21 protein-coding genes are annotated in these 22,888 nt (G+C 69.8%); 18 read left to right on the top strand and 3 right to left on the bottom strand.

Features of this window, described 5'->3' with window-relative positions:
• Window positions 1-29 precede the first annotated feature (29 nt).
• On the top strand, window positions 30-1,022 hold the full coding sequence (locus AB0383_RS29435; RefSeq protein ID WP_364172388.1) for an alpha/beta hydrolase: 993 nt from the start codon (window positions 30-32) through the stop codon (window positions 1,020-1,022).
• A gap of 13 nt (window positions 1,023-1,035) precedes the next feature.
• On the top strand, window positions 1,036-1,269 hold the full coding sequence (locus tag AB0383_RS29430; RefSeq protein WP_366189088.1) for a hypothetical protein: 234 nt from the start codon (window positions 1,036-1,038) through the stop codon (window positions 1,267-1,269).
• A 63-nt stretch (window positions 1,270-1,332) separates the two neighbouring features.
• Here AB0383_RS29430 and AB0383_RS29425 read toward each other — a convergent pair whose 3' ends face one another.
• Window positions 1,333-2,514, bottom strand: coding sequence for a thioester domain-containing protein (locus AB0383_RS29425; protein ID WP_366189087.1), 1,182 nt, complete (start codon window positions 2,512-2,514; stop codon window positions 1,333-1,335).
• Between the two features lie 290 nt (window positions 2,515-2,804).
• On the opposite strand from AB0383_RS29425, the gene AB0383_RS29420 reads away from it, so the two are divergent.
• The 5 genes from AB0383_RS29420 (at window position 2,805) to argG (ending at window position 9,072) form a co-directional block, all read left to right on the top strand.
• Window positions 2,805-3,329 carry a PadR family transcriptional regulator gene (locus tag AB0383_RS29420; protein WP_220244197.1) on the top strand — a complete coding sequence of 175 codons (525 nt, stop codon included), beginning with the start codon at window positions 2,805-2,807 and terminating at the stop codon, window positions 3,327-3,329.
• Window positions 3,326-4,006 (top strand): ABC transporter ATP-binding protein, encoded by a 681-nt coding sequence (locus AB0383_RS29415; protein ID WP_364172397.1) that lies wholly within the window; start codon window positions 3,326-3,328, stop codon window positions 4,004-4,006. The genes AB0383_RS29420 and AB0383_RS29415 overlap by 4 nt, the downstream gene beginning before the upstream one ends.
• Window positions 4,003-6,276 (top strand): FtsX-like permease family protein, encoded by a 2,274-nt coding sequence (locus AB0383_RS29410; protein WP_366189086.1) that lies wholly within the window; start codon window positions 4,003-4,005, stop codon window positions 6,274-6,276. Before AB0383_RS29415 ends, AB0383_RS29410 begins: the two co-directional genes overlap by 4 nt.
• Before the next feature lie 128 nt (window positions 6,277-6,404).
• The gene (locus AB0383_RS29405; protein ID WP_364172403.1) at window positions 6,405-7,172 is read left to right on the top strand and encodes an NPP1 family protein; all 768 of its coding nucleotides are present in this window, start codon (window positions 6,405-6,407) and stop codon (window positions 7,170-7,172) included.
• A 451-nt stretch (window positions 7,173-7,623) separates the two neighbouring features.
• Window positions 7,624-9,072 (top strand): argininosuccinate synthase, encoded by a 1,449-nt coding sequence (argG, locus tag AB0383_RS29400; RefSeq protein ID WP_220244201.1) that lies wholly within the window; start codon window positions 7,624-7,626, stop codon window positions 9,070-9,072.
• A 148-nt stretch (window positions 9,073-9,220) separates the two neighbouring features.
• Here argG and AB0383_RS29395 read toward each other — a convergent pair whose 3' ends face one another.
• Window positions 9,221-9,763 (bottom strand): helix-turn-helix transcriptional regulator, encoded by a 543-nt coding sequence (locus AB0383_RS29395; RefSeq protein WP_366189085.1) that lies wholly within the window; start codon window positions 9,761-9,763, stop codon window positions 9,221-9,223.
• A 195-nt stretch (window positions 9,764-9,958) separates the two neighbouring features.
• Here AB0383_RS29395 and AB0383_RS29390 point away from each other — a divergent pair, with 195 nt between their 5' ends.
• Window positions 9,959-11,155 carry a helix-turn-helix transcriptional regulator gene (locus AB0383_RS29390; protein ID WP_364172409.1) on the top strand — a complete coding sequence of 399 codons (1,197 nt, stop codon included), beginning with the start codon at window positions 9,959-9,961 and terminating at the stop codon, window positions 11,153-11,155.
• A 261-nt stretch (window positions 11,156-11,416) separates the two neighbouring features.
• On the opposite strand, the gene AB0383_RS29385 is transcribed toward AB0383_RS29390, so the two are convergent.
• A complete protein-coding gene (locus AB0383_RS29385) occupies window positions 11,417-12,022 on the bottom strand; it encodes an XRE family transcriptional regulator (RefSeq protein ID WP_220244204.1) in 606 nt (201 codons plus the stop codon).
• Window positions 12,023-12,358: 336 nt separating this feature from the next.
• On the opposite strand from AB0383_RS29385, the gene AB0383_RS29380 reads away from it, so the two are divergent.
• From AB0383_RS29380 to AB0383_RS29335, 10 genes are read left to right on the top strand one after another with little or no spacing between them, the layout of a single operon-like run.
• Entirely contained in the window at window positions 12,359-13,540 is a 1,182-nt protein-coding gene (locus AB0383_RS29380; RefSeq protein ID WP_366189084.1) for an ABC transporter substrate-binding protein, read from the top strand.
• 24 nt (window positions 13,541-13,564) lie between these two features.
• The gene (locus AB0383_RS29375; protein ID WP_366189083.1) at window positions 13,565-14,419 is read left to right on the top strand and encodes a branched-chain amino acid ABC transporter permease; all 855 of its coding nucleotides are present in this window, start codon (window positions 13,565-13,567) and stop codon (window positions 14,417-14,419) included.
• The gene (locus tag AB0383_RS29370) at window positions 14,416-15,453 is read left to right on the top strand and encodes a branched-chain amino acid ABC transporter permease (RefSeq protein WP_366189082.1); all 1,038 of its coding nucleotides are present in this window, start codon (window positions 14,416-14,418) and stop codon (window positions 15,451-15,453) included. The genes AB0383_RS29375 and AB0383_RS29370 overlap by 4 nt, the downstream gene beginning before the upstream one ends.
• On the top strand, window positions 15,446-16,249 hold the full coding sequence (locus AB0383_RS29365; protein ID WP_366189081.1) for an ATP-binding cassette domain-containing protein: 804 nt from the start codon (window positions 15,446-15,448) through the stop codon (window positions 16,247-16,249). The genes AB0383_RS29370 and AB0383_RS29365 overlap by 8 nt, the downstream gene beginning before the upstream one ends.
• The gene (locus AB0383_RS29360) at window positions 16,246-16,950 is read left to right on the top strand and encodes an ABC transporter ATP-binding protein (RefSeq protein ID WP_366189080.1); all 705 of its coding nucleotides are present in this window, start codon (window positions 16,246-16,248) and stop codon (window positions 16,948-16,950) included. Before AB0383_RS29365 ends, AB0383_RS29360 begins: the two co-directional genes overlap by 4 nt.
• Window positions 16,951-16,975: 25 nt before the next feature.
• The gene (locus AB0383_RS29355; RefSeq protein WP_366189079.1) at window positions 16,976-18,097 is read left to right on the top strand and encodes an enolase C-terminal domain-like protein; all 1,122 of its coding nucleotides are present in this window, start codon (window positions 16,976-16,978) and stop codon (window positions 18,095-18,097) included.
• Window positions 18,098-18,102: 5 nt separating this feature from the next.
• Window positions 18,103-19,284, top strand: a complete 1,182-nt coding sequence (locus tag AB0383_RS29350) for an iron-containing alcohol dehydrogenase (protein WP_366189078.1) — start codon at window positions 18,103-18,105, stop codon at window positions 19,282-19,284.
• Complete coding sequence (locus tag AB0383_RS29345) at window positions 19,254-21,341, top strand: acetate--CoA ligase family protein (RefSeq protein WP_366189077.1); 2,088 nt, start codon at window positions 19,254-19,256, stop codon at window positions 21,339-21,341. Before AB0383_RS29350 ends, AB0383_RS29345 begins: the two co-directional genes overlap by 31 nt.
• 17 nt (window positions 21,342-21,358) lie before the next feature.
• A complete protein-coding gene (locus AB0383_RS29340) occupies window positions 21,359-21,760 on the top strand; it encodes a carboxymuconolactone decarboxylase family protein (RefSeq protein ID WP_366189076.1) in 402 nt (133 codons plus the stop codon).
• Window positions 21,741-22,865, top strand: coding sequence for a MaoC family dehydratase N-terminal domain-containing protein (locus AB0383_RS29335; protein ID WP_366189075.1), 1,125 nt, complete (start codon window positions 21,741-21,743; stop codon window positions 22,863-22,865). Before AB0383_RS29340 ends, AB0383_RS29335 begins: the two co-directional genes overlap by 20 nt.
• Window positions 22,866-22,888 lie beyond the last annotated feature (23 nt).

Raw genomic sequence — 22,888 nt, 5'->3', positions numbered from 1 at the left:
GAAGGTTCCGAGCTCAGGAGTGTTTTCGGATGATCAGCAGGAGACAGTTTTCGCAGGTACTCGCCGCCGGCGTGGCAACGGCATCGGTCGCCGGCGTCGCGTCTCCGGCTGCGGCGGCCACTGGGCACCCGTCCTTCGGGCCGCTCAAGCAGGTACGGGCCGGTGTCCTGAACATCGGCTACGCGGAGGCCGGCCCCGCGAACGGACCGGTGGTGCTCCTGCTCCACGGGTGGCCGTACGACATCCACAGCTACGTCGACGTCGCGCCCGCGCTGGCGGCTCAGGGCTACCGCGTGATCGTGCCGTACCTGCGCGGCTACGGGACCACGACGTTCCGCTCGGGTTCGACGTTCCGCAACGCCCAGCAGTCCGCCGTCGCCGCCGACGTCATCGCGCTGATGGACGCGCTGAAGATCCCCAAGGCCGTGATCGGCGGCTTCGACTGGGGCTCGCGCACGGCCGGCGCGGTGGCCGCGCTGTGGCCGCAGCGGTGCAAGGCGCTGGTGCTCGTGAGCGGGTACCTGATCACCAACCTGAAGACGCAGCGTGACCCGCTGCCACCCGCCGCCGAGCTCGGCTGGTGGTACCAGTACTACTTCTCGACCGAACGTGGGGTGCTCGGTTACACGCGTAACACCGCCGAGTTCAACAAGCTCATCTGGCAGACCGTCTCCCCGAAGTGGGACTTCGACGACGCGACCTACCAGCGCACCGCCCAGTCGTTCACCAACCCGGACCACGTGGCCATCGTGGTCCACAACTACCGCTGGCGCCTGGGCCTCGCCCACGGTGAACCGCAGTACGACCGGCTCGAAGCCCAGCTCCAGCAAAGCCCCAAGATCGCCCTGCCCACCATCACCGTCGCCAGCGACTTCGACGGCACCGCCGCCGACGGCTCGGGCTACCGCAAGCAGTTCACCGGCAAGTACGACCACCGCGTCCTGCCCGGCATCGGCCACAACGTCCCCCAGGAAGCCCCGGCGGACTTCACCAAAGCGATCGTCGACGCGGACCGGCTCTGAGTACCGTGGCTCCATGGGCCACAAGGGCATCCGCGACGGCGGACCACCGCGCGATCCGAACTTTCGCCCGTCCGACGTCGTCGGGATGCCGATCCGCAAGGCCGTGATCGAGCTGACCCGCCACGGTTTCCTCATCCAGCAGCCGGGCGCTCACGCCCGCGACGCGGCGATGCGGCACAAACCGCGTGCGCCTGGTGGCGAGCGAGGGTGCGATCACCGAAGTGATCGTCGGCTGAAAATCCCCTGACCACACGAAAGCGGGGCCGGTCCACAATGGACCGGCCCCCGCTTCTTCGTTCAGCTAGAACACTCAGGCGTTGCTACGACGACGGCGCACCAGCACCAGCATCGCGCCGCCGGCCAGGACGAGGGCCGCGCCGATGCCGATGGGCAGCGAGGCGTCCACGCCGGTGTTGGCCAGGGGTGCCGAGCCGCCGGCCGGGGCGGCCGGGGTGGTGGCGGGCGCCGCCGGGGTGGTCGGCGGGGTGACGCCGGCTTCGGTCCAGGTGGCGGTGGCCGAGGTGTCGACCGTGGTCTTCTGCGACTCCGCGACGATCAGCGACTGCGCCGGGTGCTTGGCGTAGTTCTCGCCCACGAACAGGCGGCCGGTGTCGAGGTGGCCGACGGCCTTGAGCGCCAGCTCGGCGGTGCCGGCCTTGGCGTCCTTGGGAACGTCGAGGTACAGCTTGGTGCCGTCCTTGACCTCGCCCTCCGTCACGGCCTTGCCGTCGGCGTCGGCGAGCTTGACGCCGTCGGGCAGCTGCGTGGTGAGGTCGGTGATGTCACCGGTGGTGGCGATGGTGAACGGGCCGATCTTGGTACCGGCTTCGCCCTTGGCCGAGGCCGGGGTGATGCTCAGCGACGGCTTCGGCTGCTGGCCGATGCCGACGTTGTCGCTGCCGGTGAGGTAGTCGTACAGCGCGAGCACGTCGGCGCCGTTGTCCGCGTTGCCGAACTGCACCGGCTTGTCGCGGTCGATCTCCTTGCCGTCACTGAAGTGCCAGACGGCGGCCTGCGTGGCGGCGATGGCCTCGGCCTGCGAGAGGCCATCGTGCAGCGTGACGCCCTGCAGCTCGGCCTCGATGCCCTTGAGGTCCTCAGTCGGGAAGCCGTAGTGCAGGACCCAGTTGATCTTCGCGTTGTTCTTGTTGAACGGCGAGTCCGGGTTCGGGTACTTGTCCCACGGCGTCTCGAGCATGTCCTGCTGCTCGTCGATGTTCGTCTCGATCTCGACGCAGTACAGCTTCAGCGTGCTGCCGTCGGAGAGCTTGAGACCGAACAGGACCGTGTCGTAGTAGTGGTCCTTGCCGTTCTCGTTCAGGTTGACACCGAAACCGTTGGTGAACGCGCCCGGGACGAGACGCCCACGAGCCGCGCCGTCTTCAGCCTTTGTGCCGGTGTCCGCGGTGGCGCCCTGAGCGGCCGCCATCAGCGCGACGGCCGCGGCGGCAGCCGCGATCCCGCCTCGCACCAGACCTGACCTGACCTGCATCTGTTCTCCCATCCAAGCCCGAACCAGAAAGTCGGAGCCGCGTGAGAAAACACACCCCGATCACGACGGCCACCAATCAGGTGAGAATCCACCCAGTCAAGCGATGCGGAAGCATACAGACAGCTCACACGCCCACCCACGGTGGTCCCCACCACCGCAAGGGTCGTCCACCTGGGCGTCACCAAGCCGTTCACGGACCGCCACCGAGCAAATCGGACACACCCCGATCACCTGCGTATACACGCAATGTATAGTCTCGATGTATAGCGATCATCCGAAGGGGACCAGACATGTCAGTGGGGACCACCCTGCTCGCCTTGCTCGAGCCAGGACCGCGGCACGGGTACGACCTGAAACGCGCGTACGACGAACAGTTCGGCCAAGACCGGCCACTCGCCTACGGGCAGGTCTACGCCACACTCTCGCGCCTGCTCAAAAACGGCCTCGTGGAGGTCGCGGGCGTCGAGGCCGGCGACGGGCCGGAGCGCAAGCGCTACACGATCACCGACGCCGGCATCACCGACGTCGAACACTGGCTCGCGACGCCGGAGAACCCCGAGCCGTACCTGCAGAACACGCTCTACACCAAGGTCGTGCTGGCGCTGCTGTCCGGACGCAGCGCCACGACCGTGCTGGACGCGCAACGCAGCAAGCACCTCGAAATGATGCGCGAGCTCACACGCCGCAAGCGTGAGGGCGACCTCGCGACGCAGCTGATCTGCGACCACGCGCTGTTCCACCTCGAAGCCGACCTGCGCTGGCTCGAGCTCACGGCCGCGCGCCTCGACGAACTGGCGAGCGAGGTGCGGTCATGACGGAACCCCTGCTCGTCGCCGATGGCCTGGAGAAGGCGTTCGGCCCGACACAGGCGCTGCGCGGCGCCGGCGTGTCCGTCGCGGCCGGGGAGGTGCTCGCGATCATGGGCCCGTCGGGCTCCGGCAAGTCGACGCTGCTGCACTGCCTCGCCGGCATCGTCCGCCCCGACGCCGGCACCATCACCTACGGCGGCCGCGACCTCGTCGCCATGAGTGACCGCGAGCGCAGTGCGTTGCGGCGCACGGAGTTCGGCTTCGTTTTCCAGTTCGGGCAGCTCGTGCCGGAGCTGACGTGCCTGGAGAACGTCGCGCTGCCGCTGCGCCTGGCGAAGGTCGCGCGGCGCAAGGCCGAGGGCGTCGCGCGCGAGTGGCTCGAGCGGCTGCAGGTGTCCGACGTCGCGGACAAGCGCCCGGGCGACGTCTCGGGCGGGCAGGGGCAGCGCATTGCCGTGGCGCGCGCGCTCGTGACCCAGCCGAAGGTGGTTTTCGCCGATGAGCCGACGGGCGCGCTCGACTCGCTCAACGGCGAGAAGGTCATGCGCATGTTCACCGAAGCCGCGCGGCAGACCAACGCGGCCGTCGTGCTCGTGACGCACGAAGCACGCGTCGCGGCGTACTCGGACCACGAGATCGTGGTGCGCGACGGGCGCGTGGCGGACCGGGAGTTCGCGCAGTGATCGCGAACCTCCTTCTCGGCCTCCGGCTGGCCGTCGGGGGCGGCCGGATGTCGGGACAGGCGCTGCTACGCCTGGCCATGACGGCGGTGGGCATCGGGCTCGTGGTGGCGGTGCTGCTGCCGGCGGCGTCGGTGAGCTCGGTCGTCGACGCGCGGGAAGACCGCGCGGCCGCGACCGCGGAGAGCACGCAGCCGAAGCCCGGCGTCGACCCGCTGTACGTCGTCAAGTGGTCGGCGATCCAGGGAAACCACTTCGTGGACCTGCGCTCGGTCGCGGCCGGTGGACCGCACGCGCCGGTGCCACCCGGGCTCAACGCGGTGCCGAAGCCCGGCGAGCTCATCGTGTCGCCCGAGCTCGCGCGCCTGCTCGCCGGCCCGGACGGCGCCAGTCTGCGGGCCCGGATGCCCGCGGCGCCGGCGGGCACGATCGCCAAACCCGGGCTCGTCGACGCGGGCGAGATCACGGCCTGGTACGGCACCACGGTCGAGGACGCGAAGTCGAGCCCGGACGTGCGGACGATCTACGGCTACGGCGGCGGGCAACCGCCGCGGCTGGCCGTCGCGACCTCGCTGCTCATCGCGGTGCTACCGGTGGTGGTGGCGCTCCTGCTGCCACTGCTGATCTTCGTGACCACGGCGTCGCGCATGGGTGCGGCGCAACGCGATCAACGCCTGGCCGCGCTGCGGCTGCTCGGCGTGGACGCACGGCAGATCCGCTGGGTCGCGGCCGGGGAGTCGCTGCTGGGCGCGACGATCGGCCTGGTGCTCGGCGTGGCTCTGTTCCTCGCGGTGCGACCGACGTTGGGGTCTCTCGGCCTGTTCGGCTACCGCGTGTTCGGCGAGGACTTCGTGCCGCCGTGGCCGCTCGCGGTCCTGGTGCTGGTGCTCGTGCCCGCGCTGGCCGTCGGGGCGGCGTTGTTCGGGCTGCGGCGCACGATCGTCGAACCGCTCGGTGTGGTGCGCCAGGCCAAACCGGTGCGCCGGCGAATGTGGTGGCGCTGGGTGATCACCGGCCTGGGGGTGCTGCTCATCGGCACGGCGTATGCGACCGAACCGGGGCACGGCAGCGACAGCGTGCTGATCGCGCTCACCGTGGGATCCGTCTTCCTACTGGTGGGCGTGACCGTGCTGCTGCCGTGGATCGTCGAGGGGATCGCCGGCCGCCTGCGCGGCGGGTCGCCCGCGTGGCAGCTCGCCGTGCGGCGGTTGCAGCTCGACAGCGGTACGCCGAGCCGGGTCGTGTCGGGGCTGGTCGTCGTAGTGGCGGGCAGCATCCTGCTGCAGGTCGTCCTCAACTCCCTGCTCGCGGCCGAGGCGACCGAGGCCAACACGGATCCGTCGTGGCCGGGCGCGGCACACGTGAGCGTGATCGCGGACGAGGCTACGGCCGCCGAGGCGCAACAGCGCGTTTCGAGCGTGGCCGGGCTGACGCGGGTGGGCACGATCCGGAGCGTGTCGGCGGTTTCCGGCGACCAGTGGACCGGCATGGAGGTCGGTTCGTGTGCCGCACTGGCGATGCGGGCGCAGCTAACGTCCTGTGTGGACGGAAGCGTGTTCGCGATCGGCGACACGCGGGTGCCGACCGGACCGGTGCGGCTCACGACGTCCTCCTCGGTCTCCGGAGGTCCGATGTGGACGGCCCCGGCAGATGTGGTGCGGGTACCGGCGACTTCGGCGGCGCGGGGCCTGGAGGACACACTGCTGGTCACCGAAGGAGCGGTCGCCGGTCTTCCGCAGCCGACCGGGCTGCCCAGGGTGTACGTGACGGGCCAGGGGACACCCGCGGCCGTGGCCGACCTCGTGGCGGCCGCCGTCTCGAATCTGACCTGGCACGTCGTGGTGGACACGGACGAGCGGCCGAGCGCACCGGCCGGGGTCCTGGCCACGATCCGCGCGGTACTGCTCACGGCGTCGCTGTTCGTGCTCGCGGTCGCGGCGCTGAGCCTGCTGATGCTGGCGGTTGAGCAGATCACCGAGCGGCGCCGGGCATTGGCCGCGTTGGCAGCTTCAGGTGTTCCACTGAGCGTGCTGGCCCGCAGCTCGTTCGCGCAGACCGCGCTGCCGGTGCTGATCGGCGTGGTGCTGGCGGTTCTGTCGGGTACCGGGCTCACGCTGCCGATCCTGCGGGCCGCGGACATCCCGCTGAAGCTCGACGTCGGGCTGATCGCGAGCATGGCCGGCGCGGCCGTGGCGGCGGTCTTCATGGTCACCGCGTGCACGATTCCGCTGCTGCGCCAGGTCACCAAGGTGGAATCTCTGCGCGCGGAGTGAGTGTTCACCGGCCCGAAAGGCCCGCGACCCACCTTCGTCGCGGGCTTTTCGGGTCCAACTCCTTCTCCCCGGGGGCCGGGTGCGCCAGCATGATCAACGCCCTGTCCCCATTCGGAAGGTCGACCTTTATGCGAACCTTCAAACGGCTCGGTGCGGTCCTCGGCGCCACCGTGCTGGCGCTGGTGATCCCGGCGGCCGCGGCGTACGCCGATCCCCCGCACAACCTCCCCCAGAACGCCGGCGGCTACGACCAGTCGTTCTCGCCCGCGTACGACTACGACGGCGACGGCTGCTACGCCACGCCGGCCATCGGCCCGGACGGCACGCTCGCCCCGGGCCTCAACACCACCGGCGCGGTCAACGGAAGCTGCCACGACCAGTCCGACCTCGACAACTCCCAGACCTACTCCCGCTCGAAGTGCAACAACGGCTGGTGCGCAGTGGTCTACGCCAGCTACTTCGAGAAGGACCAGGCCGTCGCCGGCAGCGGTCTCGGCGGCCACCGCCACGACTGGGAGCACGTGATCTCCTGGATCAACCAGGCGAGCAACCAGGTCGAGTTCGTGACCACCACGCAGCACAGCAGCCAGGTCACGTACCCGCGCTCCCAGGTCCGCTTCGACGGCTCGCACCCGAAGGTCGTCTACCACAAGGACGGCCTGGGCACGCACTTCTTCCGCCTGGCCAACGACAACGACGAACCGCCGGAGAACCACTACCACAACTGGCGCTACCCCCCGCTCGTCGGCTACGACGGCTACCCCTCCACGGCCCTGCGCGACAAGCTCATGTCCGCCGACTTCGGCTCGGCGACGATCAAGATCAACGACGCGCGGTACAACGACTTGCTGGCGGCCTCGCTGCCGGCAGGGATTCCGTTCGATCCGCGTGGGTGAGGCCTGAGGGTTTGTGCTGAAGGACGGGTGCCATCCTCTTCGTGGGGGTGGCACCCGTCTTCGCTTCCGGGCAACCCGCAGCGCCGGTTGCCACGCCTGGCCGGATCGGCCCCGTCCAACGCCGATGAGCCGATTCCGCACCAGGACCGACTCTCATCAAGAGCGGCGCCTGCTGAGGACAGGCGGAGCCTCGATCTTCCGCCGACCCGGCGCAACCCCGGCGCGGAGTCGACTTGCCGATCAGTCCACTCGCCTGAGTGCACCTTCAGCCCGAGCGAACCGCCAGCGTGATGTCTGCGAGTTCGCCACAACCGCGGATGTCATCCTCTTCGTGGGGATGGCACCCGTCTTCTGTGTCGGGCCAGGTCCGCGAGGCTCTCCGGAGCGATCTGCGTCACGACTTCCCGCCCCGACTATGCACAGTCATACATACTGATGCATAATCATACCCATGTCCAAGGTGCTCACTTCCCTTCCCGTCGGCGAGCGGGTCGGCATCGCGTTCTCCGGTGGCCTCGACACGTCCGTTGCGGTGGCGTGGATGCGTGACAAAGGCGCCGTGCCGTGCACCTACACGGCCGACATCGGGCAGTACGACGAGCCCGACATCGAGTCGGTGCCGGGGCGTGCGACGTCGTACGGCGCGGAGCTCGGGCGGCTGGTCGACTGCAAGGAGGCGCTGGTCGAGGAGGGGCTCGCGGCGCTGACGTGCGGCGCGTTCCACATCCGTTCCGGCGGCCGCAGCTACTTCAACACCACGCCGCTCGGCCGGGCGGTCACCGGCACGCTGCTGGTGCGCGCGATGCTCGAAGACGACGTCCAGATCTGGGGCGACGGCTCCACCTACAAGGGCAACGACATCGAGCGGTTCTACCGCTACGGCCTGCTGGCCAACCCCGCCCTGCGCATCTACAAGCCGTGGCTCGACGCGGACTTCGTGACGGAGCTCGGCGGCCGCAAGGAGATGTCGGAGTGGCTGGTGGCCCACGGGCTGCCCTACCGCGACAGCACCGAGAAGGCCTACTCCACCGACGCCAACATCTGGGGCGCCACCCACGAGGCCAAGTCGCTGGAGCACCTCGACACCGGCATCGAGATCGTCGAGCCGATCATGGGCGTGCGGTTCTGGGACGCGAGCGTCGAGATCGAGCCCGAGGACGTCACCATCGGCTTCGAGCTCGGCCGGCCGGTGTCGATCAACGGCAAGCAGTTCGCGACGTCCGTCGACCTCGTGCTGGAGGCCAACGCGATCGGCGGCCGCCACGGGCTCGGCATGTCCGACCAGATCGAGAACCGCATCATCGAGGCCAAGAGCCGCGGCATCTACGAGGCCCCGGGCATGGCGCTGCTGCACGCGGCGTACGAGCGGCTCGTCAACGCGGTCCACAACGAGGACACCGTCGCCAGCTACCACAACGAAGGCCGCCGCCTCGGCCGCCTCATGTACGAGGGCCGCTGGCTCGACCCGCAGGCCATGATGCTGCGCGAGTCGCTGCAGCGCTGGGTCGGCACCGCCATCACGGGCGAGGTCACGCTGCGCCTGCGGCGCGGCGAGGACTACTCGATCCTCGACACGTCCGGGCCGGCCTTCAGCTACCACCCGGACAAGCTGTCGATGGAACGCACCGAGGACAGCGCGTTCGGCCCGGTCGACCGCATCGGCCAGCTGACCATGCGCAACCTCGACATCGCCGACTCCCGCGCGAAGCTCGAGCAGTACGCGGGCCTCGGCATGGTCGGCAGCGGCTCCCACCCGGCCCTCATCGGCGCCGCCCAGGCCGCCTCCACCGGCCTCATCGGCGCCATGCCCGAGGGCGGCGCCCAGGCCATCGCCTCCCGCGGCAAGACCGACGACGTCGAACTTCTGGACAGTGCCGCGATGGAGTCCGGCACGGACTGAGTTGCGCTGACTTGATGAAGGGGGCGTTCCTCGCGAACGCCCCCTTCACCGTTTCCGGGCGCCGATCGACGGGGGCAGGCACTGACGGGTGAGCGGCTGGAACCCGGCCGCCGCGACTGGTCGGGGTCAGCACGCGGCAGCCGGGAGTTCATTCGACGTCGGGGTGGTCTTCATCGTCACCGGTTACGGGTTTTCCGTCGTAGACCACACCTCCGTCGTCGCCTATCCACTTGCCCACGGCTGACATCTCCAACGGCTCGACGAGGTGCAAACGCACGGTGTAACCGAAGAAACGCGCGTACATCAGCACGTTCATCATCGCCGCGTCGATCGCGACGGGGTTGGTTTCCAAGCGCCACAACGCGAGAACCGCGATGCCCAGAGCTTCGGCGACCTCGCCGCGAGTCAGACCCGCTTGCCGACGGAGGGTGTGCAGGTGGCGCTGCAGGTGCCACGGCTCGGACATGGCAAGGTCGTCGCCGGTGACGTCGCCGTGGGGCATGCGCTCCCGCCAGCCGGGCCGCCGGACGCCGGGATCGTCCTCGACGAGCAGCACGTGCAGATCGTAGCCGAGCAGACCTGCGTAAGCATCCAGCAGCGGCAGCGTGGTGCTGGTGCCTGCCCGGACCCGCAGGCCCAGGATGTTTCCGGCGGCCATGCCGAGGACGCGCCCGGCCCGCGCAGCGTCCATCCTTCGGCGACGCGGACCTCGTCCAGTCGCGCGGCGACGGCGTCAAGCTGGTCGAGCGCGGATCGTTGGATCAGGGCGGTCATCGCGCGCGCCTCCGTCCGATTTGTTGCCGATAGTGACAGTCCTTAGGCTAAAAGTGATTGGTAGGCTGGAGGGACACCGAAGGGACACCGGCCGACGGCAGGAGCACCGCGAATGCACGTGCCCGCGCTTCCGGGCGACAGCGTCGCCGATCGGCTGAAGGCAGCCCGCAAGTTAACGGGCCTGAGCCAGCTGCAGTTGGCTCAGCGCACCAACTTTTCGCAGTCGCTGGTCAAGAAGGTGGAGCAGGGCAGCAAGCCGCCGAGTGCGGCGTTTGTGGCCGGCGCCGCGCGAGTGCTCGGGATCAAGGTGTCGACTCTCTACGGCACCCGCGAAAACGAGGTGCTCGAAGAGCCGAGCCAGGAATCAGCGGGCGTCGCCGAGTTGCGTGGTGCGCTCGACGCCTACGACGACCCTCGGCCCGAGGGTGATCCGATTCCTCTCGGCGCCGTCACGGTGCGCTTGGCGTCGATGGCGACTCGGGTCCAGTCCTTGCGCAACGCGGAGGTACTCGCGGAGCTGCCGCACCTGCTTCACCACCTCTACGTGCTCGCCGAAGAGCAGGACCACGCCGGTGAACTGGCGCGCGCGGCGCTGCACGACGCCTACCGCATGGCGGCCACGGTGGCCGGGCGCTTCCGGCAAGCCGACCTCGCGGCCATCGCGTCCGAGCGCCACATCCAGCTCGCGCCGAACACCGGAGACCCGTTGCGCGTCGCCATCAGCGCCTATCACCGGAGCACGCGCTACCTCCAGCACGGCGACTACCGCACCGGACTACGGCTGCTCGACCGGGCACGGCGATACGTCGAGGACGGCGCCGACGACCGGGCGGTCGCGATCCAGCTCGACTTGCGCTCTGCCGTCCTCGCCGCGCGAGCCGGTGACCCGAACGAGGCCGACGAATACCTGTCGGAGGCTCGCGCGTTCGCCGAGGAGTTCGCGCCGCCCGAGACGCCGTACTACAACGTGGATGCCAGCACGACCAACATCGTGGTGCACTGGTGCGCCGTTCCCGTGGAGAACTACAACGCCCGCGAGGCCGTACGCCGCGCCGCGACGGTGGCCGTGGTCGATTCGCGGCGGCCCGAGCGCGTCGGGCACCACCACATCGACATGGCCCGCGCCTGGATGCTGAACGGCGACCGAGAGAAGACACTCGCCGAGCTGAACGCCGCCCGCACAGTCGCACCCAACGCCACCCGCCGCCACCCGTCGGTCGCGGAGACCGTGCGCGCACTCGTGGCCGCCGAGCGGCGCACAACGGATTCACTCGCCGGATTCGCACAGTGGGCGGGAATCCGGCTCTGAGCACCGCCCTGCCGCTCCCCGCACCACCCAGCGCCAGCCGCCAACCCCGCGACGACAAACCCCCACCCTCCCGGGGGCGGCCCTAGTCCCATTCTATCGGACCACACCGCCAAAACCCGCCGATCTGCTCAGTTGTCCACAGCGGGCTCGAGTTGTGGACAACCACGCAACCAAGTCCACAGTAGACACCCGACACCGAGACCGGTACGACCTCCGCACCGAGCTCAGCCCTGCACCAGCCAGAACTCCAGCAGCCCCCGCCTAGAACGTGGGCGGCGTGATCAGCCAGACCGCCTTGAGCGGTTCGCCTTCCCCGACATGCCACCGATGCGGCACCGTCGAGTCGAGGTAGATCGCGTCGCCCGCTTCGAGTTTCACCTCGTCGTCGCCGATCCAGAAGATCATCACGCCGGACAGCACGATGCCGCACTCCTCGCCGACGTGCGAATGCGGGTGCCCGCCGCTGGTCGCGCCCACGGGCGCCTCGACCCACACCACTTCCATCTGGTGTTGCAGGTCGGGGCTGAGCAGCTCGTTCATGATCCCGGAGCCCGGGTACTGGATGCGTTTGCGCTGCCCGCTCTTGGAAACCGAGTACCGCAACGGGTTCGCGGGCGGCGCCTCGTTGCTGAACAGCTCGCCGACGGTGTGGCCGAGCACGTCGGCCAGCCGCTTCAACGCTTCCAGCGACGGGTTCGCGCGACCGCGCTCGACCTGGCTGATGTAGCCGACGGAAAGCCCGACCGCCTCGGACACCTCCGTGAGCGTCGTCCGGCTCTCGTGGCGCCATTCGCGCAGCTTCGAGCCGATGTGCACGCCCTCCGAAGTGCTGCGCGGCTCGTCGGACTGCTCGGGGGGTGAGGCCATGTGTCGCTCCTGCGCCGGCGGGGGTCGGGTTGGCGGAACTCGATCGGACGGTGAAACGCCACTCTACAAGTTTTACCCTCAGTTCAACCAGTAAAACATCAACCATCCCCAACCAAGATCGAAATCGGCCCCGATGTCAATCCCGCAACGTCCGTTGCATCCCAGGTGAGCAGGATGTATGCCACTGACCGGCGCAAAGATCAACGGCGAGAGCCTTGACACTGGACTGAGTTGACAGTAAAAATCTGCACTCACAGTGCGCCTCCTGCGGATCTGGTCCCCGCCGCCGGCGTCGTCGTCTCGAATCATCCGAACCAATGACGCGGAGGAATGATGATGACTTTTCCCAGGCGGCACCGAAAACTCGCGCTGGTGGCCGCCGTCGCTGCCGCCGCCTCGGTGCTCACGGCATGCGGCTCGAGCGGATCGAGCAGCGACAGCATCAAGATCGGCGTGCAATTCGGTCTCACCGGGGCCGACGCCGCGTTCGACGCGGTCTACCAGGACTCCGCCAAGCTCGCCTTCGCCGACCTGACCAAGAACGGCGTCAACGGCCACTCCGTCGAACTGCTCTACGCCGACGACGCGAGCGACCCGGCGACCGCCGTCACGGTGGCGCGCAAGTACATCACGCAGGACAAGGTCTCCGTGCTCTACGGGCCCGCCTTCACGCCCACCGCGTTGTCGACCATGCAGGTCGCGAGCAGCACGAAAACCCCGTTCTACACACCGGGCAGCATCAACCCGCAGCTCACCTCGCCACTCAACAAGTACACGTTCGCCCCGGCGTTCTCCTCCAACGACGTCGCCACGGGCATCGCGAAGCTCGTGCATTCCATGGGCGCCAAGAAGATCGGCATGATGGTGGAGTCCGACGCGTACGGCGACGCCGCGCTGTCCGGCGCCAAGGACGCGCTCGCCAAGTACGGCCTCACCGTCGACTCCACGCAGAAGATCGCCGCCAACGCCACGGACGCCACCAGCCAGGTGCAGGGCCTGAAAGACGCCGGAGTCGACGCCGTGCTGCTCGGTATCACCGCGCCGCCGATGGCCGCGGTGATCAACGCCGAGATCCACCAGGCCACCTACCTGCCACTGGTCACGTTCGCCGGGTCCAACACCTCGCTCGACCAGCTCGCGAAATCGGACCCGAAGGTGCGTTACTACGCGCTGACCCCGCTGGCGTGTCCCGTCGGGGACCCGTGCACGGCCGACTTCATGAAGGCGTGGAAGGCCGAGCACCCGACCACCGAGCCGATCGTGTGGACGGTGCAGGCCTACGCGGCGGCCAAGGCGTTCATCGCCGGGCTGCGCAACGCCAAGGACACCACCCCCGAAGGCCTGGTCACCGGCCTGGAGACGATGCAGCCGTTCAAGACGCCCGAGCTGCCGTGCCCCATCGCGTTCTCCACGACCTCGCACAAGGGCAACTCCTGCACCAACTTCTACGGCATCTCCGGCGGCAAGGTCTCGTTCTTCGGCAGCGACACGACCCAGAACCAGCTCACCGCGAACTGACCTGGCCCCAGTGAGGACTGATCGATGGTCACCACCGCCACTTTCGGCACCGGAATCGTCAACGGATTCGCCCTAGCCCTCGTCTCACTCGGTTTCACGCTCGTCTACCGCGCCACCGGTGTGGTCAACTTCGCCAACAGCAGCCAGATGATGCTCGGCGGCTACGTCGCGTGGGAACTCGGCTCGCACGGGTTCCCCGCGTGGGTGGTCATGCTCGGCGCCGTCGCCGCGGGCGTCGCCTCGGGTGTGGTCGTCGACCAGATCGCGTTGCGCCCCTTGCGCGGCGCGAGCCTGCTCGCCCAGATCATCGTGCTGATCGCGGTCACCGAGGTCGCCGGCGGGTTGTTCCTGTCGTCGTTCGGGGCCGAGGCCAAGACGATGACGCCGTACGCGGGCCGCTCGCCGATCGTGCCGGGGCTCGGCTGGTCGGCGAGCGACGTGGTGCTCATGGTGGTGAGCCTCGTGCTCGTCGCCGGGCTCACGCTGGTGCTGCGCGGCACGTCGGCCGGCCTGCGGATGCGGCTGGTCGCGAGCAACCGTCTCGGCGCCACGGTCGTCGGCGTGAACCCGGCGCGGGTCTCCACGCTGGCGTGGTGCGTCGGCGGCGGCCTCGCAGCGCTGAGCGGCGCGCTGATCTTCCCGACCTACCTGCTGTCCCCGGACCTCGGGCAGCAGTACACGTTCGACAGCTTCGCCGCCGTGGTCCTCGGTGGGTTCGGCAGCCTGCCGGGCGCCGCCGTCGGCGGGGTGCTGATCGGGGTCGTGCAGTCGGTCGTGTCGGGGTCGATCGGGGCGAGCTACAGCGCCTTCGTGTCGCTCGGCGTGATGCTCGTGATCCTGCTGACGCGGCCCACCGGACTGTTCGGAGCACGCGCATGACCACTGTCAACGTCCCCCGCCGAGTGCGGGCCGCCGTCCGCGATTCCGCGCTGCCGGTGGAGAAGTGGCTCGGCCGGTTGCGAGTTCCGACACCCAGCACGGTGACGTCGCCGGCCGGCGAGAAGCGCTACGTCGGTTCGCTGTGGACCACAGCCGGGGTCGTGCTTGTCGCGGTGGTCGTCGCCGTGTGGGCCGACGTCGGCGGCGGGTACATCCAGACCGTGGTGGGCCTGTTCGCCGCGTACCTGGTGTCTGCGCTCGGGTACACGGTCGTGCTCGGGCAGGCGGGGCAGTTCGCCTTCTGCCAGAACGCGTTCATGGCCCTGGGCGCCTACGGGTACGCGGTTTCCGAGCCTCGCTTCGGCCCCGTGGGCGGGCTGATCATCGGCGCCGTGGCCGCGACCGTGGCGGGCACGATCATCGGAGTCGCCATCATCCGCACCCGTGATCTGTACCTGGCGCTGCTCACTCTCGCGTTCTCCCAGGCCGCGCTGCTCGCGATCCAGCTGTGGCCACCCACGCAAGGCGACAACGGGATCCTCGTCGACCTCGGCGGTGATCAGGCCTACCTCGTCGCCGTGGTGTTCGCGGCGGTCGCACTGATCGTGGTGCAGCGCATGACGCGCTCGAAGATCGGCCGCGCATTCGCCCTCGTGCGCACCGACGAGAAGGCCGCCGCGACGATGGGCGTGAATGTGCCCCTGACGCGGATGCTGGCGTTCGCGTTCAGCAGCCTGCTCGGCGGGCTCGGCGGCGTGCTGCTGGGCGCGGTCCTCACGTTCATCACGCCGACGAACTTCACGCTCGAGCTGACGTTGCTGCTGCTCACGATGATCGTGATCGGCGGCGTCGGGAGCGTGTGGGGCACGGTCACGGGTGTGCTGATCATGGTGGTGGTGCAGCAGTTCCTGCCCAGCAGCGGCAGTTTCGGCAGCTACCTCAACGCGGGCCTGCTGTTCGTGATCCTCGTGCTGCGGCCCGGTGGGCTGCGCTCGCTGGTGAACCTGCGTTCGTCTGGCGGCAGCCGTGGCTGACGCGATCCTCGACCTCGACTCCGTACTCGTCCGCTTCGGCGGGCTGGTCGCGGTGGGCGGCGTGAGCTTCTCCGTGGAGCGCGGCTCGGTCACCGGCCTGGTCGGGCCCAACGGCGCAGGCAAGACCACACTGTTCAACGCGATCAGCGGCCTGGTCCCCGTGACCGGCGGCGCGATCACCTTGCAGACCACGCGGGGCTCTGCCGACTTGACCCGCGTGGGTGCGTGGCGGCGGGCCGGGCTCGGCATCGGACGCACGTTCCAGGACTCTCGGCTCGTGGCCGGCCTGCCGGTGCTCGACCAGCTGGCCACGGGGGCGTTCGCGGGTCAGCAAAAACCCAGCCGGTTCCTCGGCGCTGTGCTCCGCGGCCGCGGCTTCCTGACCGACGAGAAGCATCTTGTCGATCGGGCCCACGAAGTGCTGGCGCAGCTGAAGATCGAGCACCAGGCCGCGGTGAACGTCGACTTGCTCTCGGCGCCCGAACGGCGGCTGGTGGACCTCGGCCGCGCGCTGATGAGCCGGCCGGAGCTCCTCCTGCTCGACGAGATCAGCGCGGGAATGCCCGTGGAGGACAAGGAAATGGTGGCCGACCGCGTGCTCGACTACGTCCGGTCCTCGGGCGCGACGGTGATCTTCGTCGAGCACGACATGGGGTTCGTCCGGCGGGTCGCCGACCGCACGGTGGTGCTGGCCGAGGGCGAGATCCTCGCCGACGGTGGCCCGGAAGAGGTGCTGCGGCGCCCGGACGTGCTGGCCGCCTACATCGGCCCCGGAGCCGAAGGAGCACTGCGATGACGTTCTCCGCGCAGGGGATCCACGCCGGGTACGGGCGGATCCCGGTCGTGCACGACCTCTGCTTCGACGTCGCCGCGGGTGGGTATCTCGGCATCGTCGGCGCCAACGGCGCGGGCAAGAGCACGCTGCTCAAGGCCTTGTCCGGCGTCGTCACGCCGCACGCCGGGACCATCCGACTCGGCGACGAGGACCTCACCGGCGTGCCGGCGTGGGACCGCGCCCGCCGCGGACTCGCGTTCGTCCCCGAGTCGCGTGAGCTCTTCGGCGACCTGACCGTGGAAGAGCACCTGCACGCAGGCTGCCTGCGGGTGCGGGGCCGGGCGAAGCGCGCGGAGCGGACCGAGTTCGCGTACGAGCTCTTCCCCGTGCTGCGCGACCTGCGCCGCCGCGCGGCCGGCCGGCTCTCCGGTGGCCAGCAGCAGTCGCTGGCCGTCGCGCGGGCGGTGGTGTCCCAGCCGAGGGTGCTGCTGCTCGACGAACCCTCCCTCGGCCTGTCCCCGATCGCGGTCAGCGGGCTCGTCGAGTCACTGACCCGGCTCGCGCGCACAGGTGACATGGCCGTGGTCATCGCCGAGCAGAGCCTCACCGTCGTGCGGGAGCTGTGCGACGACGTGCTGGTGCTCAACCTCGGCCGCGAGGTCGAGCGGGGCCCGGCCGCCGCGGTGCTCACCCGCTCGGTCATCGAGAACGCGTTCCTGTGAAAACTCCCTCGGAGGTGTGCGACAGGTGACAACCAGCAAGATCTCCTCGATCGACGTCATCCCGTTCCGGATTCCCCTGAAACACGAGGTGAAGTTCGCGACGGGCCGGCTGACCCACGCCGAGCACCTGCTCGTGCGCGTGCACACGGCCGACGGTGTGGTCGGCCTGGCCGAGGCCATCCCCCGGCCGATGATCTACGGCGAGACCACCGTGTCGATCGCGCACGTGATCGACACGGTCATCGCCCCGGCCGCGCAGTCGCTCGACCTGCTCGGCACCGAAGAGCTCGGCCACCGGCTGCGCCACCTCGCCGGCAACCCGACCGCCCGCGGCGCGGTGGAGCTGGCGATGTTCGACGCGCTGGGCAAAACGCTCGGCGTCCCGTGCCACGAGCTGCTCGGCGGCTATGCGCGGGAGGTCCGCTGCACGGCCATCCTCGGCGCGGGCACGATCGACGAGGTCGTGGCCGAGACCGCGGCACTGCGCGCGGAGCACGGCATCACCAGCTACAAGGTCAAAGTCGGTCTGGACCTCGACCGCGACGTGCGGCTGGTTGCGCAGCTGCGCCAAGAGCACCCCGACGCGTTGATCTACGTCGACGCCAACCACGGCTACTCCGCGGCCGACGCGATGACCTTCCTGGAGTCCACAAAGGACCACAGGCTCGCGTGGATCGAAGAGCCGTGCCCGGCCGAGGACGTGCTCGGCCGCGCCGACGTGGTCGCCAAGTCGACCGTGCCCGTGCTCGGCGACGAGAGCTGCACGACGCCGCGGGAGGTCGCCACCGAGATCCTGGCCCGGCGCTGCACAATGATCAGCATCAAGCTGGCCCGCACGGGAATTCGCGCCTCGACGCGGATCCGCGAGTTCTGCGCGGCCGTCGGCGCGCAGGCGATCGTGGGCAGCCAGGGCGATTCGGCGATCGGCACCTACACCAGCGCCGCGTTCGCCGCCGCCAGCCCCGTGACCGCGCAGCACCCGGCGGAGCTGGCCTACCTGCTCAACCTCGACGGCGACCTCGTGGTCACCCCGCCCGAAATCCGGGAGGGCGTGCTGCGGGTGCCTGCCGAACCCGGCTTCGGGTTCGAGATCGACGAAGCCGCATTGGCGCGTTTCCGGACCGACCGGCCCGGGGAAAGGAGCTGAACCGCGTGTTCCGTTACGACCAGGCAAGGCAGGTGCTCACCGTGGGGGCCGGCACGATCGCGACGGTGCCGGACGAGCTCGCCGCTCTGTCCGCCCGTTCGGTGTGCCTCGTCGGCAGCCCGCGTTCACTCGCGTCGGCCGCCGGACAGGCGACGCGCGAAGCGTTGCGTGGCTTCGACGTCCGGCACGAGTTCGGCAAGATCGCGCCGCACGCGCCGATCACCGACACCGAGGCGATGGCGCGGCAGCTGCGCGACGACCCGCCCGACGCGCTGGTGGCCGTGGGCGGCGGCAGCGTGAGTGACACCGCGAAAGCGCTTTCCATCCTGCTGGCCGAAGGGTTTCCGCTCGAGGCCAAGTGCAGCACGTTCACCCCACCCGACGTGTTGAAGCACGTGCAGCTCAACCAGCCGAAGATCCCCGTGCTCACCATCCCGACGACGTTGTCGGGCGCGGAAGTCACGCCCGGCGGCGGCGCGACGGACGCTCGCGGCATCAAGCGCGTGTTCTGGGACCAGAAGGTCGCCTCGCGCGTGGTGGTGTACGACCCCGAACTGTTCACCGACGTACCGGCCGAGCTGCTCCTGACCACCGGCATGAACGGGCTCGCGCACTGCGCCGAGGCCCTGTACTCCAAGTCCGCGTCGCCGTTCACGGACGCGCTGGCGGCCGAAGGCGCGCGGCGCTTCGCCGAGACGTTGCCCCGGATCGGCGGCGCGACCGGACCACTGCCCGTCGACCTGCTGGAGGATGCGCTCACTGCCGCGGCCATCGGCGGCCTGGTCATCAGCAACGCGCGGGTCGGCCTGCACCACGCCGTCTGCCACGTGCTCGGCGCCGCGTACGGCGTGCCGCACGGGGTCGCGAACTCCGTGATGCTGCCGTACGTCCTGGAGTACAACCACGACCACACCGAGGCCAAGCAGGCGATCCTGGCCCGGGCGCTCGGCGAAGGGCTCGGGGAGACGGGCAGCGCGGCCGTGCTCGCGGCGACCGTGCAGCGGCGCGCGGGTGTGCCGCGGACACTGGCGGACACCGGCCTCGCCGAGCCCGATCTGGAGCGGGTGGCCGGGGAAGTCATGCAGGACCGTGGTTTGTTCTTCAACCCCAAGCGAGTTCCCGACGCCGGTGCGGTGCTGGGCGTGCTGCGGCACGCGTGGACCGGCACCGTGACCGGGGCCGCGTGATGGCGGAGCTCGCCACGGGGAGCGCGCTGGTCGACTTCGTCACCGCGCCCCGCAGTGTGGTCGTCGTCGGCGCGTCGGCCGACCCGGCCAAGCCCGCGGGCCGGCCGCTGGCCTACCTCAGCCGCTACGGGTTCACGGGTGACGTGTTCGTCGTCAACCCCCGTCACTCCGTCGTCGGCGGTTACCCGGCCGTGCCGGCCGTGCTCGACCTCCCCGTCGACGCGGCCGAGGCCGCCATCGTCAACCTGCCGGCCGAGCAGGTGCCGAGCGCGCTGCACGACCTCGACAGCCGCGGTGTGCGAGTCGCGGTCGTGATCGGCAGCGGCTTCGAGCGCCCGGACAGCGCGCCGCGCCAGGAGCTCAACCGGTTCCTGGCCTCGCCCGACCGGCGGCTGCGCGTGATCGGCCCCAACTGCGTGGGCACGATGAGCGTGGTTTCCGGCGCGCACCTGAACTTCTCGAGCGTGCTGGGCCGCGGCCCGGCGCGCGCGGGTTCGGTCGCGATGATCACGCAGAGCGGTGCGAGCGGCAACGGGCTGCTCATGTCGATCCTGCGCCGTGGCGGTGGCATCGCGCACTGGTTCAGCACCGGGGACGAGTTCGATGTCGGCGCCCTCGAACTGCTCGTCGGCGTCCTGGCCCGCGACGACGTGCGCACGGTCGGGCTGTTCCTCGAAGCCATCACCGACCTCGACTGGCTGCCGGCGGTCACGGAAGCCATCGCGCGCACCGGTAAACGGGTGTTCCTGGTCAAGATCGCCGACAGCGATCTCGGGCAGCTCGCCGCGGGCGCGCACACCGGGCGGGTGGTGGGGTCCAGCGACATCTCCCACGCGGTGCTGAAGCAGGCCGGTTTCGTGCGGGTTCCGGGGATCGCCGAGCTGGCCGACTGCCTGGTGACCGCGCAGGTGGTCGGCGAGCTGCCCGCGCGGCCGCGGATCGCCGCCGCGTCGGTGTCGGGAGCGGGGGCGGTGGTGCTGGCCGACCGCGTGCAGCAGGCGCCGGCGTTGTCGCTGCCGGCGTTGGGTAAGGCGACGCGGCGGCAGTTGCGGGAAGTGCTGGCCGATCGGGTCGAGCTGCACAACCCCATGGACGTGCCGTTCCTCGGCGAGACCGAGACGTTCGCGCGGACGGTGGCCACGTTGTCCGAAGCGCCGGAATCGGACGTCGTCGTGGCCGTCGAATCGAGCCTTGCGCACGATCGTGAGGTGCTGACCGAGGTCCTCACCGCCCGGTCCCCCACCGCGAGTCCGGTCGTGCTCAGCCACCTCAGCGAGGATGACCCGATCCCGGAAACCCTCCTCGCACGGCTCGCCTCGGCGCGGGTGGCCGTGGTCCCGACGCCGGAACGGGCGGTGCAAGCGCTGGGCCTGCTGGCGAGTGACGCGGGTGACGCGGGTGCGCAAGCCGCGACTGAACCCGCCGAAGACCTCACGGGGTACCTCGGCCTGCCGGACATCGCCACCTTGCTGCCCGCGGACTTCCCCTGGGCCCCTTGGGTTTCCGCCCCCGACCGGGAGGCCGCGGCGGAGGCGGCAAGACGCTGGGGCTACCCGGTCGCGGTCAAGGCGGCCGGGCAGACGATCGCGCACCGGTCCGAGCTCGGCGCCGTCGCGGTCGTGCGCGGCGAGGACGACCTGACGGCGGCGTACGAGCGGGTCGCGAAGGTGTGCGCCGAACACGGCGACGACGTCGTGGTGCAGCAAGGCGTCGGGGCGGGGCAGGAAGTGCTGGTGGCCGTGGTGCGCGACCCGGAGTACGGCCTGTCCGCCGTGCTCCGGCCGGGTGGCGTCAACGCCGAGCTGCTCGACGACCAAGTCGTGCTCTGGCACGGCTGGCCCGCCGGGCAACGGCTGGCGACGCTGCGCGAGTCCCGGCTCGGCGTGCTCCTGTCCGGCTACCGCGGCCAGGCGGCGAGTGACGTCGAGGCGCTCAACACCGCGATCACCACCTTGTTCACGGCGCTGGCCGACCAGCCGGTGTCCTTTGTGGAGCTCAACCCCGTGCTCGTGCTGGCGGACGGGGTCCGCGCGATCGACGCGATCGGACGGAAATGAAGGGTGAAGGGAAGAGCATGACCGCACAAGACAGGTTGCAGCACTACCAGGAGTCGCTGGGCAACATCCCGCCCGCCATCTCGACGATGTTCGCGATGGACGAGGGGTTCGCCGGCGACTACACCGACATCCGCGAGCGGATCTACACCCAGCACGCCGACGGGCTCTCGCTCGCGATGAAGGAGCTGCTGCTGGTCATGTTCGACCTGGCCGTGAGCAATACCGGCGGTGCGATCAACCACCTGCGCGCGGCCAAACGCGCCGGGCTCACGGCCGAGCAGCTGCGGGAGTCGCTGCAGATCGCGTTCCTCGTGCTGGGTGTGTCGGGCTGGGGCAAGGTCGGCTACAAGCTGTGGGCGGCCTGGGAAAACGACTTCGAGGAAGAGGGGGCGAGCACCAATGGCCACCACGCGTCTTGAGTTCAGCACCGAGATCACCGACGAGATGCTGTCGGAGGCGGCAGCGCTCGAAGGTCAGGAGATCCGCGTCGAACCGTGGAACAACGAGGCGACGCTGGACACCATCCGCCACTACGCCTGGGGCCTCGGCGACCCCAACCCGCTGTTCCACGACGAGCAGTACGCGGCCGCGAGCGCGCACGGCGACGTGATCGCCCCGCCGACGTTCCTGTACTCCAGCTACGACGGCGCCGTCGGCCTCGGTTTTCCCGGCGTGCAGCCGATCTACGCGGGCACGGAGTGGGTGTTCCACGAGACGATCCGCCGCGGAGACCGGATCCTGCCCCAGGCCCGGCTCGGCAAGGTGACCGTGCACAGTGGCCGCCACTCCGACCGGTTCGCCATCCAGCGCGTGCACACCGAGTACCGCCGCGAGAGCGACGGGGTGCTGCTCGCCGAGGCGCTGGCCAGCACGTTCCGCGTGCCTCGCGCGTCGGCGTCCGGTGGCCTGTCGTATCAGGCCCGCGACAAGCACGTCTACCGCGACGAGGAGCTGGAGGAGATCCGCCGCTGGGCGACCACGGAGGAACGCCGGGGCGCGGCGCCACGCAACCCGGCCGAAGTCCGGGTCGGCGACGTGGTCCCCGAGGTCGTGAAGGGGCCGATCGACCAGATCACCATGACGGCCTACTACGCCGGCTGCATCGGCTCGCCCGGGTACAAGGCGGCCGAGATGTCCTGGCTGTACCGCACCTGGGCCGTGGAGGAGCCGGAGCGGCTGCCGAACAACTACGACCCCACCTACTTCAGCGAGCGCGTACTGCCCAGCCTCGGGCACCAGGACCCCGAGGTGGCCAAGGAGATCGGCATGCCCGGCGCGTACAACAACGGCCCGCAGAAGTGCGGCTGGATGGCGCACCCGGTGCTGAACTGGATGGGTGACGCCGGATCGCTGCGGGAGTTCTCCGTGCGCCTGCGCCGCCCCGACATCTTCGGCGACACAGTCTGGTGTGGTGGCAAGGTGACCGAGGTGCGGGACAACGGGGACGTACTGATCGCGTTGTCCGCGCGCAACCAGCTCGGCGAGCAGACCGCCGAGGGCAGCGCCCTGGTGCGCTTGAGCTGAGACCCGGCGGGCGGCGCGGCGCG

The sequence above is a fragment of the Amycolatopsis sp. NPDC051373 genome (assembly GCF_040689465.1).
Taxonomy (GTDB): Bacteria; Actinomycetota; Actinomycetes; order Mycobacteriales; family Pseudonocardiaceae; genus Amycolatopsis.
This window is presented reverse-complemented; position numbering and strand designations above follow the sequence as displayed.

Coding starts and splice junctions, on each gene's coding strand:
- AB0383_RS29435 (WP_364172388.1), top strand. CDS start 30: ATGATCAGCAGGAGACAGTTTTCGCAGGTACTCGCCGCCGGCGTGGCA.
- AB0383_RS29430 (WP_366189088.1), top strand. CDS start 1,036: ATGGGCCACAAGGGCATCCGCGACGGCGGACCACCGCGCGATCCGAAC.
- AB0383_RS29425 (WP_366189087.1), bottom strand. CDS start 2,514: ATGCAGGTCAGGTCAGGTCTGGTGCGAGGCGGGATCGCGGCTGCCGCC.
- AB0383_RS29420 (WP_220244197.1), top strand. CDS start 2,805: ATGTCAGTGGGGACCACCCTGCTCGCCTTGCTCGAGCCAGGACCGCGG.
- AB0383_RS29415 (WP_364172397.1), top strand. CDS start 3,326: ATGACGGAACCCCTGCTCGTCGCCGATGGCCTGGAGAAGGCGTTCGGC.
- AB0383_RS29405 (WP_364172403.1), top strand. CDS start 6,405: ATGCGAACCTTCAAACGGCTCGGTGCGGTCCTCGGCGCCACCGTGCTG.
- argG (WP_220244201.1), top strand. CDS start 7,624: ATGTCCAAGGTGCTCACTTCCCTTCCCGTCGGCGAGCGGGTCGGCATC.
- AB0383_RS29395 (WP_366189085.1), bottom strand. CDS start 9,763: ATGGACGCTGCGCGGGCCGGGCGCGTCCTCGGCATGGCCGCCGGAAAC.
- AB0383_RS29390 (WP_364172409.1), top strand. CDS start 9,959: ATGCACGTGCCCGCGCTTCCGGGCGACAGCGTCGCCGATCGGCTGAAG.
- AB0383_RS29385 (WP_220244204.1), bottom strand. CDS start 12,022: ATGGCCTCACCCCCCGAGCAGTCCGACGAGCCGCGCAGCACTTCGGAG.
- AB0383_RS29380 (WP_366189084.1), top strand. CDS start 12,359: ATGACTTTTCCCAGGCGGCACCGAAAACTCGCGCTGGTGGCCGCCGTC.
- AB0383_RS29375 (WP_366189083.1), top strand. CDS start 13,565: ATGGTCACCACCGCCACTTTCGGCACCGGAATCGTCAACGGATTCGCC.
- AB0383_RS29370 (WP_366189082.1), top strand. CDS start 14,416: ATGACCACTGTCAACGTCCCCCGCCGAGTGCGGGCCGCCGTCCGCGAT.
- AB0383_RS29360 (WP_366189080.1), top strand. CDS start 16,246: ATGACGTTCTCCGCGCAGGGGATCCACGCCGGGTACGGGCGGATCCCG.
- AB0383_RS29340 (WP_366189076.1), top strand. CDS start 21,359: ATGACCGCACAAGACAGGTTGCAGCACTACCAGGAGTCGCTGGGCAAC.
- AB0383_RS29335 (WP_366189075.1), top strand. CDS start 21,741: ATGGCCACCACGCGTCTTGAGTTCAGCACCGAGATCACCGACGAGATG.